Genomic DNA, 13091 nt, shown 5'->3' with positions numbered 1-13091 from the left:
CTGGCCCCGAAGCTCCACCGGCGCGGACGGTATTCGCGGCGAAGGCAGACCGTATCTCTTGCTGGGGCTGCAAGTTCCTGCAGTTCGCTGGCCAGGCCAGGGCGGGAACCTCAGACTTGGCTGCGACCTTGACGGCCTGTTGGAGGAGATTCGGCGATGGGAAATAGCGTTCGTAGAGCTGTGGCAACCGCTGCCACCGCAGTAGTCGTCGCCGTGACAGGCGGACAGTCGCCTGCCTCGGCCACAGCACAGTGGGACTTCGACTGGTTCAGGGTCTGCGTCGACCAGGCGGCCAGCATGTGCGTGGCCGGACACATCGAATGGGGCAACCGGACCTCCAAGGTGGCCGCTGACATCACCAACAACGTTGCCGGCGGCATCGCGACGGTCCGCTGGGATGCTTTCGCCAATTCGACGAAGATCGACTCCGCGACAAGCACCGTGCCCGCACGTACCGCCGAGGTCAACTTCACCCTCGGTGATCCCGACTTGCCTGGCGGCGTCAACCGAATCCGAATCCAGATCTGCAGCTCCCCCACCCGATGCAGCATCCAGTGGAACGAGATCAGGGATTGATCGCGCCGGTCCTCGACTTCGCGAGCAGCGACAGGACGGACTGCGGCGACTGAACGCCAACGACCCTCCCGCGAGTGGACGCGTCCGCTCGCGGGAGGGTCGTGCACAGGTCGCCCGTTAGGCGGGGATGTTGCGGTGTTCGGATTCTTCGCGGCCTACGCGGCTTCGTTTGTAGCCGTAGATGAAGTAGGCGACGAATCCGAGCAGCATCCAGACGCCGAAGCGGAGCCAGGTCTCGATCGACAGGTTCAGCATCAGGTAGACGCAGATCAGCGCCGAGATGATCGGCAGCACCGGGTTCAGCGGGACCTTGAACGCGCGCTGGATGTCCGGCCGCTTGCGCCGCAGCAGCGGTACCGCGATCGACACCACCGTGAACGCGGCAAGCGTGCCGATGTTGACCATTTCCTCAAGCTTGCCGATCGGGGTCAATCCGGCGACCAGCGCCACCAGAACGCCGATGCCGATCGTCAGGCGGTACGGCGTACCCCAGACCGGGTGGGTCTTGCCAAGTGACGGCGGCACCAGGTGGTCCCGGCTCATCGCGAACACGACCCGGGCGGCACCGATCATCAGCGTCAGCACCACCGTGGTCAGACCCGCCACCGCGCCGGCGGCGATCAGCGTGGCGAAGCCCGGGCGGCCGACGTTCTCGAATGCCGTCGCCAGGGCGGCGTTCGCGGAGATGTCGGTGTAGTTCTGCATACCGGTGATGACGATGCAGACCAGCACGTACAGCACGGTGCAGATCGCGAGCGAACCAAGAATGCCGCGGGGCAGATCGCGCTGCGGGTTCTTCGCCTCCTCGGCCGTCGTCGCGACAACGTCGAATCCGATGAACGCGAAGAACACCAGCGAAGCGCCCGCGATCAGACCGCTGACGCCGAACGTCGACGGAGCCACGCCGAACAACGCCTGGAACAACGGCGTGGTGATCTCGACCTCACCCGACTCGGCCGGTACACCCGGCGGGATGAACGGCGTCAGGTTCGAGCCCTTGACATAGAAGAAGCCCGCGACGATCACGAACAGCACGATGAACAGCTTGATCGCGACCAGCACCAGGTTGACCCGCATCGACTCCTTGATACCGGCCGTCGCGAGCGCCGTCAGCACGAGCACGAGCAACATCGCCAGCACATTGACGCTGCTCTCCGAGCCGATCGACTCCGGCCAGCCGAGACCGATCTGCTGCAGGAACAACTCCGCGTAGGCGGACCAGCCCTGGGCCACAACGCTTGCCCCGAGCATCAATTCCAGCAGCAGGTCCCAGCCGATGATCCACGCGAAGATCTCGCCCAGGGAGAAGTACGAGAACGTGTACGCCGAACCGGACACCGGCACGGTCGAGGAGAACTCGGCATAACAAAGGGCCGCCAGTCCACAGCAAATGGCGGCCAGCACGAACGAGATCGCGATGGACGGGCCGGCGAACTCCTTCGCGGCCCGGCCGGTCAGGGTGAAGATGCCGGCCCCGATGATGACGCCGATTCCGAAGACGGTCAGGTCGAGGGCGGTGAGGCGTTTCTTGAGCTGGTACTCCGGCTCGTCGGTATCCGCGATCGATTGCTCGATCGTCTTGGTTCGCAGCAGACTCATCTACGCCTCCTCGGTCGGACGGAAACCTCCTCCGACTCTGAACCGTGCGACCGAGGAGGTCAAACGGCCGCGCGGATCCTCAACGTTCTGGTTGGTACTTCTTCAGCGCGAGCCAGAGGCTGGCTTCGGTGTACCCCGTCTGCGCCGTGAGGATGCGGTCCCGCGAGATCTGGTTGATGCCGTCGCGGGCGATCTCGGTGTAGAGCTGGGCCACCTTCTCGATACCGACCTCCTTGATCAGGAAGCGGACCGCCAGCCAGCTCACGCCGTACACGTCGCCGGACTTGTCGTAGAAACCGGCGTCGGTCGGCAACGACTGCAGCGCGGGCATCGCGTCGCGGATCACGTCGGCCTCCCACTCGAGCACCTCGTTGGGACCGCTGACCGCCTCGACGCCGCTCCACGAGACGTACTCCGCGGCACCTTCGGCCAGCCAGAGCGGCTCGTATCCGCCGAGGCGGGCCGTCGCGACGTGGGTGAACTCATGCGACAGCAGGATCTCGTCGACCCGGTCGCGTTCGGCCGGGTTCACTACGACGTACGCGCCGCCGATCTTGCCTTCGGCGGTGACCTCACCCGGCATCTCCGCGAAGGTGGAGGTGGCACTCGCGGCCGACTCGATGTCCTCGTCGGCGAACCGCGCGTCGCGGACCTCGGTCTCGTCCAGCGCGACCACCAGCACGGTTCCGGTCCACGGCAGCGGCCAGTACTTGCCGACCTCGGCCAGAGCCTCCTTGGCCTCGGCCACGATCAGGCGGGCGCGTTTCGTATCGCCCTTCTCGACCACGACGCGGACGCGCGGACCGCGGTGCACCTCGATCCTGCCGAGGTCCCACGGCTCGCGATGGGCGGACGGGCCGAGGTCCAGGTCGAGATCGTTGTCGTCCACCAGGTACCAGCGGTTGGCCCGCCGGGCGAAGGTGTACCCCAACTCGGTCGAGACCGGTACGGCGTCCACGTCGGCGATCTGGTAGCGCATCACGATCCGGACCAGGTACGCCGACGGGCCGTGATTCTTGATCACGACCTGGTCGAAACGTTCCTCGGCCTGCAGGTATTCGAGCCGCCGGAAACCGAGCTCGACCAGGTTCGCGAACAGGGTCTGCTGGGCCCGGCGCAGGCCGACCTCGCTCGGGTCGATGTCCTGCAGGAAGGCCTTCTCGTCGCCTCGCTGAACCGCCGCCGCACGACGGGCCAGGATCGCGTCGATGGCGGTACGGCGAGCGGTCTCGGCCAACTGGGCCGCGCTGGGAGCCTGCGTACGACGCTGGGTGGCGGTGGTCGTGGGCGGCGCGTCGCCACGATCGTGCACGGCGTAGACGACGCCACCACCGGCAAGGGCAACCGCGGCCACGAGCCCGATCCAGCGGCGCGGCCCATGGGCTGCCGTGGTGGTCTTCGATGGTCCGCCGGAGGTGTCGGCCATGGGGGGTTTGACGCTCACTTCGGGTCGATGTCCTCCGGTCCGCCCGTCAACTGCCCGGCCACCCTACTGGACAGCCGGGTTCCTGTGGAGCGGGTACTACGTGTTGGGCTGATTCCGAAGTGCCCGGAACAGGCCCACCTCGGTCACGCCGACGTGTTCGAGCATGATCCGGTCGCGCGCGTTCTGGCTGAAACCGAGCGCCGCGAGCTCCTGGTAGAGCGTGGCCACCTCGGTCGGTCCGTGCTTGCTGAACAGGTAATCGGCGGCCAGCCAGCTGAGCGGATACGAGCTACTGGAGCGGGCGAAGAACGTCGAATCCGCCGGAAGCGCCTTGGCCTTCGCGAGGTACTTCGTCCGGACCATCGCGCGATACGCGTCCAGAGCGAGGTCCCGCTCCCCCGCCATCGGCAGGTACTCGACGTACGTCGCGACACCCTCGACCAGCCAGCGCGGCGCGTGGGCGCCGTACCGGGCGGCGGCCACATGGATGAACTCGTGCGCGAGGCTGCGGGTGTCGAGGCGGCCCCGGTTGCGCGGGTTGACCACGACGTACGAGTCGGCGCGTTCGCCCTCGGTGGTGACCTCGCCGGGCAGCGTGCGGTAGACCCAGGTCGCCATCGCTAGCGCGTCCTCGGCGTTGCGCTCCACGCTGTAGTCGGCGCCACGGACTATCGGGTCATCTACGGCGATGACTACGCCCGCCCCGATCCAGCCGCCCGGCCAGCGTTTTGTGACCGTCCTGACCGCACTGGAGGCCTCTGTGAGCAGGTTGGCGGCCAGCTCGGTCTGCCCGCGCTCGACCACGATGAGAACTCGCGGCGCACGCTGGACCAGGACGGGCCCGACGTCCCAGGCCTCGTGGTGGGAGCCGCGCGGCAAGGCGCGGTCGAGATCGTCGTCATCGGTGATCACCCATTTGCCGTCGGGCCGCTGCACGAAGACGTAACCGACCAGGGTCCGCACGGGCAGCCGGTTGATGCCCTTGATCTGGTAGATCATCACCACCTGGACGGCGTACGTCGTGGGGCCGTGCCGCTCGATCAGGGTCTGGTCGAACTGCTCGCGCTTCTGGTGATAGCTCAGCCGGCTGAAGCCGAACTGCACCAGGTTGTCGAAGAGGATCCGCTGCTCGGCCAGCAACTCCTTGTCGGCCGGATCGATATCCGCCACGAAGGCGGTGGAGTCCTTCGCCAGTACGGCCTTGGCCCGGCGGATCAGCACCCGGTCCACCTCGGCGGAGCGCAGCTGCACGTCCGGGCCGGGAGCGGCCGGCTTGTTCTCAGAGGCCTGCGCCGTCGGTTCCTGCAGCTCCCGCCAGACCAGGCCGCCCGCGGCCAGGATCGCCACCACGAGCAGCAGCAGGACCGGCAGGGCCCTCGTACGGCGGCGTGGCGGGCGTGACCGCCGACGGCCCGCGGACGTGTGTCGCCCACGGACCGGAGGCGGTGTCGACGCTGAGGTCGACCGGTCAGGCGTCACCGGCGGGACCTCGAGATCAGGCCCCGGAGGCGCCGCGGGACGGCGTACCCGGTTGGGTGGCTTGCTCGGGACCGTCCTCGCCGTGGCTGGCGATCAGCTCGATGATGTCGCGGGCCAGCGCCTGCCCGGTGAGGCCGATTTCGGCCAGCACGGTCGGGCGTGGCGCGTGATCGAGGAAGCGCTGCGGAATACCGAAGTCGCGGATCGGTGTCGAAACGCCCGCGTCGCGCAACACCTGGGCGATCGCGGCACCGCAACCACCCACGCGGCCGTTGTCCTCGATGGTGACCACGAACCGGTGCTCCGCCGCGAGATCGATCAACGCGGGGTCGACCGGCTTCACCCAGCGCGGATCCACCACGGTCACGCCGAAGCCCTGCGCGCCGAGGCGCTCGGCCACGTCCACCGCGGTGGCGGCCATCGACCCGACGCCGATCAGCAGCACGTCCTTGCCGGTCGCGGCCAGGATGTCGCAGTCCCCGGCCCGGTCGATCGCCTCGATGTCGGCAAAAACCGCGCCCTTGGCGAACCGCAGCACGGTCGGGGCGTCGTCGACGTCGACGGCCTCGTTCAGCAACTCGACCAGGCGCGCGCCGTCGCGAGGCGCGGCGAGCCGCAGGCCGGGCACCAGCTGCAGGATCGACATGTCCCACATGCCGTTGTGGCTCGGGCCGTCGCTACCGGTCACGCCCGAACGGTCGAGCACGAAGGTCACGCCGCACTTGTGCAGGGCGACGTCCATCAGGACCTGGTCGAAGGCCCGGTTCAGGAACGTGGCGTAGAGGCCGACCACCGGATGCAGCCCGCCCATCGCGAGGCCCGCGGCACTGGTGACCGCGTGCTGCTCGGCGATGCCGACGTCGAAGGTCCGGTCGGGAAAGGCGTCCGCGAACTTGTTCAGCCCGGTCGGATAGAGCATCGCGGCGGTGATCGCGACCACGTCCGGCCGGCGATGACCGATCGCGACAAGTTCCTCGGCGAACACGTCGGTCCACTCGCGGCCCTTGACCTTGGTCGGCCGGCCGGTCAGCGGATCGAAGGCGGCCGGCGAGTGGAAGTTGTCCTCGTCGTCCTGCTCGGCGGCGCCGTATCCGAAGCCCTTCTGGGTCACCGCGTGCACGATCACCGGGCCACCGAAGGCCTTCGCGTTCGTGAGCGCCGTCTCCATCGCCTTGCGGTCGTGCCCGTCGATCGGCCCGACGTATTTCAGGCCGAGATCCTCGAACATGCCCTGGGGCGCGACCATGTCCTTCAGGCCCTTCTTCACGCCGTGCAGCACCTCGTACATCGGGGCGCCGACCAGCGGTGTGCGGCCGAGGTTGGTCTTGACGACGTCCAGGATCTTCTCGTAGCGCGGGTTGGTGCGCAGGCCCGCCAGGTGCGTCGCGAGACCGCCGACGGTGGGGCTGTACGACCGGCCGTTGTCGTTCACGATGATGACGAGCTTGAGGTCCTTGGCGTCGGCGATGTTGTTCAGCGCCTCCCAGGCCATGCCACCGGTCAGGCCACCGTCGCCGATCAGCGCGACCACGTGCCGGTCTTCGCCGCGCAGCCGGTACGCCTTGGCGAGGCCGTCGGCGTACGACAAGGCGGTGGAGGCGTGCGAGTTCTCCACGATGTCGTGCTCGGACTCGGCCTGGCTCGGATAGCCCGAGAGCCCACCGGCCTGCTTGAGGTGGTCGAAGCCCTTGGCCCGGCCCGTGACGATCTTGTGCACATATGCCTGGTGACCGGTGTCGTAGATCAACCGGTCCCGCGGCGAGTCGAAGACCCGGTGCATCGCGAGCGTGATCTCGACCATGCCGAGGTTCGGCCCGAGGTGACCGCCGGTCTTGGAGACCTTCTCGACCATGAAGTCGCGGATCTCCAGGGCCAGGTCGTCGAGTTGCCGATCCGTCAGGCCCCGCAGGTCCCGTGGTTCGCCGATCGACTCCAGCACGCCCATCCAGCTCCTCCGCCTCGCTCGCATTCACGACGATCTGGACCCGTCGTGACCCTGCCAGCACCGCCCATCGCGGCAGTGCCCTGAACGGTCGAGTCTATGTCCGTGGCCGTGCCTTTCCCGAACGAATCCCCCGTCGACGGCCTCGCCGGCGGGAGATCTCACACTTTCGGACGATCGATCCTGTCCGTTCGGACGACCCCCACGCAACCCCAAGCGCGCCGCACCACCACCACCTCAACGCCCCACCCCCTGCCCACCCCAGGTTTCCGACGGTCGGACGCAAAATGCGATGCCACCAGCGCGCGAGCGGTCAGACCCACCCGAGGTTTCCGACGGTCGGACGCAAAATGCGATGCCACCAGCGCGCGAGCGGTCAGGCCCGCGGCGGGGTTTCCGACGGTCGGACGTGAAATGCGGTGGCGGCGGCGGGTCGCTCCGGTATCCGGACGAGTCGCCGTGTCCCGGTCGCTTGGTGAGATGCCGGTCACCTAAAGTCATCGGCATGGAGAAGGTCCGGACGCTCTTCTGCAAGTACGACGGCAGGCCACATCGCCAGATGGACGCGGTCGTGCTCGGCCACGACGTACACGGCCTCTGGGTCGGTTCGCTGCCCGGCGACAAGGCCCGTCGCGGCGATGGCCAATGGGTTTCGGTCGACCACACCCGGGTGCGGCTTTTCCCGCGCGACCAGTGGTGGAGCGCCCTGTTCAACGACCATCCGCACGAGACCGAGATCTACTGCGACATCGCCACCCCGGCCACCTTCGCCGACAACACGGTCACCTCGGTGGACCTGGACCTCGACATCCGCCGGATGCGCGACGGCTCGGTGCACGTGCTGGACGAACACGAGTTCGAGGCGCATCAAGTCAAGTACAACTACCCCTCGCACATCGTCGCGACAGCCCGCCAGACCTGTGCCTGGGTGAGCACCAACATCACCACCGCCGAACCTTTCGCCTCGGCCTACAAGCCCTACCTCGCAAAAGCCCGAGCCCTGTCCGCCGCCACCGCATAAGCTCCACCAATGGACACAGCCGTGCCGCCCGCGCGGCAGATCCGGGCGAACTTCGACGACACCACCGTCACCGTCTACCAGGCCTATTCCGCAGCGATCGCCGTACCGGCGGCAGCCAGCGGCACCTTCGCGGCCACGCCGTTCAAACTCGAACGGATGACCTGGATCAAGCCGTCATTCCTCTGGATGATGTATCGGTCCGGATGGGCCAGCAAGCCCGACCAGGAACGCGTGCTGGCCATTCGCATCACCCGGCCCGGATTCGAAGAAGCGCTCTCCCTCGCGTGCCTGAGCCATTTCGATGCCGAGATCTATCCGGACCACGCGACCTGGGCTGCTCGCAAGGAGGTCAGCCCGGTCCGCGTTCAGTGGGATCCGGAACGCGACCTTACGCTCGAGCCGCTTCCGTGGCGTTCGCTGCAGGTGGGTCTCAGTGGGCCGGCGGCTCGTGAGTACACCAGCAGCTGGCTCGTTCACATCGACGACGTGACCGAGCGCGTGCAGGAGATCCACCGGCTGATCGCAGTGGGCCAGCACGATGTCGCGCGGTCAAAGCTGCCGGCGGAGTCGCCGTATCCGCTGCCGGCCGCCATCGCCGCGACAATCGGCGCAAGCCAAGCGCAGTAGCCGCGGTTGCCACCAGTCGCCGCCGTCGTGGTCGCTGCTGTAGTCGCAGTGGCCGCCGTCGTTGCCGCAGTGGCCGCCGCCGCTGTTGCCGTGGTTGCCGTGGTTGCCGTGGTTGCCGCCGCTGTTGCTGCGGTCTCGGCGCGGCCGATCCGTCGCGTCCTGGGTGAGCTGGGGTTGGGGGTAGGTTTCGGGGGTGCGCAGAGTGAGATCGGTTTACCGGAAGTTCGATGGGGCGTTGCACTGGCATGAGTGGATGGCCTGGCTCGGCGAGGACGAGCACGGGCTTTGGCTGGGAGCGCCCGAGGGCAACGAATGCCAGCGCGGTGACGAACCCGCAGTGGTGATGGACCAGGCGCACGTGGTGTTGTTCCCGCGCGATCAGTGGTGGACGGCGAGCTTCAACGCGCGGCCGGCCAAGACCGAGATCTACTGTGACATCACCTCACCGGTGGAGTTCGTCTCCGACGAGCTGGTCACGATGGTCGACCTCGATCTCGACGTACTGCGGCGCAGGAACGGCGACGTGCTGATCGACGACGAGGACGAGTTCGCTGAGCATCAGGTGAAGTACGGCTATCCGCCCGAGGTCATCGCGTCCGCCCAGGCCTCATGCGACTGGCTGGTGGCGAATGTGGTCACCACCGAGCCGTTCCTCTCGGCCTACAAGCCGTACCTCGACACGGCTCGGCTGATCGAGTGGTAAACTAGAAGTGGAGACGTAGGTTCTCCATTTCTCTTTCCCGGCTCCCGTCTCTCAGGTTGAGCCCACTCCCACCGGATCGCGCTGCTACGCCGCCAAGGATCTCGGTTATGAACATGATTCAGGCATTTCCCCGTCAGCTCGCGCGGTCCCGCCGTTTCACCCTCGGCGTTCCGCGCACCTTCACGATCTCCCCCGACGGCCGGCGCGTGTTGTTCCTCCGCACCCATGACGGCGAGAACCCGACCACCTGCCTCTGGCTCCAGGAAGGCGGCACCGAACGGTTGCTCGTGGATCCCTCGGACGCGGGCGACGTACCCGAGGCCGAGAGGGTACGACGCGAGCGGGCGCGCGAACGGGCCACTGGCATCGTCGGTTACAGCTGCGACCAGGACATGCGAGTGGTCGCGTATGCCCTCAATGGCCGTCTCGAAGTCCTTCAAGACGGCGTACGGCGTGAGGTGGTAACGCCCGGGCCGGTAGTCGACCCGCAGGTGGATCCGTCCGGTAGTCGGGTCGCCTACGTCAGCGACGGCGCCTTACGCGTAGTCGAACTAGCCGACGGTAAGGACGCGGCGTACGCCGAACCCGACGGGCCCGAGGTGACCTGGGGTCTGGCGGAACACGTCGCCTCGGAGTCCATGGACCGCCATCGCGGCTACTGGTGGTCTCCCGACGGCACGCGTCTCTTGGCGGCTCGGGTGGACACGAGCCCGGTGCAGCGCTGGTGGATCGCAGACCCGGCCAATCCCGCCAAGCCGCCCCGGGAGATCGCGTACCCGGCGGCGGGAACTCCTAACGCCTTGGTCTCCCTGTACGTACTTGACGCGGGCCAACCGCCAGTAGAGGTCGAATGGGACCACGAGGCCTTCGAGTACCTGGCGACGGCTTCGTGGGATCAGTTCGGGTTGTTGCTCAGTGTGCAGAGCCGGGACCAGAAGACCGTGCGGGTCCTCGAAGGCGATCCCGCTAGCGGTCGGACCCGGTTGCTGCACGAGCAGACCGATCCGGCGTGGGTTGAACTCATCCCGGGCACTCCTGCTCGCACGGACTCCGGGAAGCTCGTGCACACGATTGACCAGCCGGAGACGCGACGGCTGGTCATTGACGGCGAAGTCGTAACGCCCGTGGGTCTGCAGGTGCGGAACGTTCTCGACGTTCAAGGCGAGTCGGTCTTGTTCCAGGCGAGCGACGAGCCGACCGAGACCCACCTCTGGCAGTACGACGGCGGCGAGCTACGCCAGTTGACCGAGGCGCCGGGAATTCATACCGGCGTACGTGCGGGTGGCACGTTGGTCATCACCTCGCGGACCGAGCGCGACGGCAACACCTCCACGGTGGTCCGCGGCAGCGCGCGAACCACGATCGCGTCGTACCGCGAACAACCGGTGGTCCTCCCCCGGATCACCTGGCTTCGCGCGGGCGCAACCGAAATCCGCACGGCCCTCCTGCTGCCCTCGTGGTACCAACCTGGCACGGCTTTACCCGTCTTGATGGCGCCGTACGGCGGGGCCGGGCTGCAACTCGCGACACGGGCGGGCCAGCTGTACGAGGCCCAGTGGTTCGCCGAGAACGGGTACGCGGTCATCGTGGCCGACGGGCGCGGTACGCCGGGACGCGGTCCGGCCTGGGAGAAAACCGTTCACGGCGACGTGGTCAGCGCTCCGCTCGAGGACCAGATCATCGCGCTCGAGGCCGCGGCGAACCACTGCGCGGACCTGGATCTCGGCCGGGTGGCGATCCGCGGCTGGAGCTACGGCGGCACGCTGGCGATGACCGCCGTACTGCGGCGGCCTGACGTCTTTCACGCGGCGATCTCCGGCGCGGGCGTGGCCGACCAGCGGCTGTACGACACGCACTGGAAGGAGCGATACCTAGGCCATCCGGACCAGCAGCCCGGGGCCTACGACCGCACCTCCCCCATCCACGAGGCCGCGAACCTCACTCGCCCGCTGCTGCTGATTCACGGCCTGGCGGACGACAACGTGATCGCGGCCCACGTGTTGCGGATGTCCGCCGCCTTGCTGGCCGCGGGCAAACCGCACGAGGTGCTACCGCTGGCAGGCGCCACCCACATGCCGACGGACCCGGCCACGGTGGAAGGCCTGCTGAACCATCAACTCGAATTCCTCCAGCGGCATCTCACCGCCTGACCTGGTGAATCGCGACGGACAGGTGATCGAGCTTGAGCAGGCTCGGCACCCGTCCGCTCTGGCCGGCGAACATGTCGGCGACGGGTGACACGGTGAGGTAGAGCGTTTTGCCCGCCGGCACGTCGACGGCGATACCGGGCAGATCCATCACCCGGTAGGCCTTCCGGACCGGCGCCTTCTCGCGCAGTGGCAACGTGTTGTTCTGGATCACCTTGGCATCGAGCGGGGTGGTTCCGACGCTCAGCGCGAGGAAGGCGCCGCCGTCCGGAAGGTATGTACTGACCCGGGCCGACAGACGCGGGATGCCCGCCACGGTGATCGGCCCGCGCGCCACCGGCACGTTGAGCGGAACACCCGCAGTCGTGGTCGTAACCACCTTGCGTACGCCGTACCGCTTGTTGGGCGCGAGGCTGGACTGGGTGACGCAGCGGCCGTCAACGGTCGCGAGGTGGTACTTGCCGAAGCCGGTCAGGCCCGTCTGAATCTTCTGCAGGTTCTGCGTCATGAACCGGTGCGCCAGGGTGGCGAAGTTCGGGCTGCCGAGGGCGATCGAACACGGGTCACCGGGGACCGCGTACCCCGGTGGGAGCACGCTCGGCAGGGTGTGGCCTGCGTTGTACCCGACGAAGATGCTCTTCGAGCGGGCTCGTGCGGTGAGGGCCCGATCGAAGTTGGCGACGCCTTCGTTGAGGTTGAAGAGGTTGTCGGACAGGCCTTGCCCGAGCAGCACCGGGATATCGAGCTTGCGGCCTTGCCGGACGTGCCACGCGGGCCCGTTCTTGGCGAAGAACGCGTCGAGGTCGCGACCGGCCTGCCCGGTCGGCCACTTACCGGTGGCGAGCACGGTCACCCAGGCAGCCGATACCGCTGGCGGGAGGTTCTTGCCGCCGCTGGCGAACAGCAGCGTCATCCACGCCACCCGCGCGGTCTCGTCGGGGGCGAGACTTGTCTTGAGGTCGTTCCAGGTGATCTCCGGCGCAAGCGCGTCGAACCTGGTCCGGCCGCGGTCGCGCAGTTCGGTGAAGGCGCCCGCGAACTGGAAACCGCCACCATACGAACCGCCGATCGCGCCCAGCACGGGATCACCTGGTCGTTGCTTCGTCACCCAATCCAGGCCCGCGACGAGATCGATCAGCTTGATCACGTCCTGGCCTTCGAAGTCCGGGTTCATCACGTGGGCGACGCCGGTGCTCTGGCCGAAACTGCGTTGATCGAAGCTCAGCACGCCGAAGCCCGCGTCGAGATACGGCTTGAAGGTGGCCGGGTCCGTGGTCCGGCTGCCACCCCAGCCGTGGCTGTGCAGGATCAGCGGCACGGTTGCGGCGGCGCTCGCCCCCGCGGGTTTGAAGAGCGAATAGCAGATCTTGACCGGCGTGGTCGTGCCGGGCTCGGGAACGCTGTCCACACAGCCGGTCGACGTCTCGACCGCCAACGACGGAGCCGACGCGGCGGGCACCGCGAGTGGCCCCGCGAGCAGTGCCAGCGCCATGGCGGCGCTGATCGTCGTACCGGTGATTGAGCGGCGGAACGGTGCGCGCATGGGCGGTCTCCCAGGGTGAGCGATCGTG

General features: G+C 67.6%; 10 protein-coding genes. 5 read left to right on the top strand and 5 right to left on the bottom strand.

All coding sequences use genetic code 11. The features are described 5' to 3' along the window. Positions 1 to 156 precede the first annotated feature (156 nt). On the top strand, positions 157 to 576 hold the full coding sequence (locus ACFFGN_RS15165) for a hypothetical protein (RefSeq protein WP_380047813.1): 420 nt from the start codon (positions 157 to 159) through the stop codon (positions 574 to 576). A gap of 117 nt (positions 577 to 693) precedes the next feature. On the opposite strand, the gene ACFFGN_RS15160 is transcribed toward ACFFGN_RS15165, so the two are convergent. From ACFFGN_RS15160 to dxs, 4 genes are all read right to left on the bottom strand, one after another. Beyond that, positions 694 to 2175 (bottom strand): amino acid permease, encoded by a 1482-nt coding sequence (locus tag ACFFGN_RS15160; RefSeq protein WP_380047811.1) that lies wholly within the window; start codon positions 2173 to 2175, stop codon positions 694 to 696. A gap of 79 nt (positions 2176 to 2254) precedes the next feature. Continuing rightward, positions 2255 to 3619: a hypothetical protein gene (locus ACFFGN_RS15155; protein WP_380047809.1), complete on the bottom strand. Its 1365-nt coding sequence runs from the start codon at positions 3617 to 3619 to the stop codon at positions 2255 to 2257. A gap of 78 nt (positions 3620 to 3697) precedes the next feature. Next, a complete protein-coding gene (locus tag ACFFGN_RS15150) occupies positions 3698 to 4951 on the bottom strand; it encodes a hypothetical protein (RefSeq protein WP_380047807.1) in 1254 nt (417 codons plus the stop codon). Positions 4952 to 5096: 145 nt separating this feature from the next. Next, the gene (dxs, locus tag ACFFGN_RS15145) at positions 5097 to 7025 is read right to left on the bottom strand and encodes a 1-deoxy-D-xylulose-5-phosphate synthase (protein ID WP_380047805.1); all 1929 of its coding nucleotides are present in this window, start codon (positions 7023 to 7025) and stop codon (positions 5097 to 5099) included. Between the two features lie 502 nt (positions 7026 to 7527). Between dxs and ACFFGN_RS15140 the strand changes: the two genes are divergently transcribed. The 4 genes from ACFFGN_RS15140 (at position 7528) to ACFFGN_RS15125 (ending at position 11523) form a co-directional block, all read left to right on the top strand. Further along, entirely contained in the window at positions 7528 to 8043 is a 516-nt protein-coding gene (locus ACFFGN_RS15140; protein ID WP_380047803.1) for a DUF402 domain-containing protein, read from the top strand. A 9-nt stretch (positions 8044 to 8052) separates the two neighbouring features. Then, a complete protein-coding gene (locus ACFFGN_RS15135; RefSeq protein ID WP_380047801.1) occupies positions 8053 to 8670 on the top strand; it encodes a DUF4291 domain-containing protein in 618 nt (205 codons plus the stop codon). 193 nt (positions 8671 to 8863) lie between these two features. Next, the gene (locus ACFFGN_RS15130) at positions 8864 to 9373 is read left to right on the top strand and encodes a DUF402 domain-containing protein (protein WP_380047799.1); all 510 of its coding nucleotides are present in this window, start codon (positions 8864 to 8866) and stop codon (positions 9371 to 9373) included. A gap of 107 nt (positions 9374 to 9480) precedes the next feature. Then, complete coding sequence (locus ACFFGN_RS15125) at positions 9481 to 11523, top strand: S9 family peptidase (RefSeq protein ID WP_380047797.1); 2043 nt, start codon at positions 9481 to 9483, stop codon at positions 11521 to 11523. Here the strand turns inward: ACFFGN_RS15125 and ACFFGN_RS15120 are convergent. Next, positions 11513 to 13063, bottom strand: a complete 1551-nt coding sequence (locus tag ACFFGN_RS15120) for an alpha/beta fold hydrolase (protein ID WP_380047795.1) — start codon at positions 13061 to 13063, stop codon at positions 11513 to 11515. The genes ACFFGN_RS15125 and ACFFGN_RS15120 overlap by 11 nt on opposite strands. Positions 13064 to 13091: the final 28 nt, after the last annotated feature.

It is taken from the genome of Kribbella deserti (assembly GCF_042434725.1).
Classification (GTDB): Bacteria; Actinomycetota; Actinomycetes; order Propionibacteriales; family Kribbellaceae; genus Kribbella; species Kribbella deserti.
Note: the sequence above shows the minus strand (reverse complement) of the source record. Positions and strands in the feature narration are given on the sequence as shown.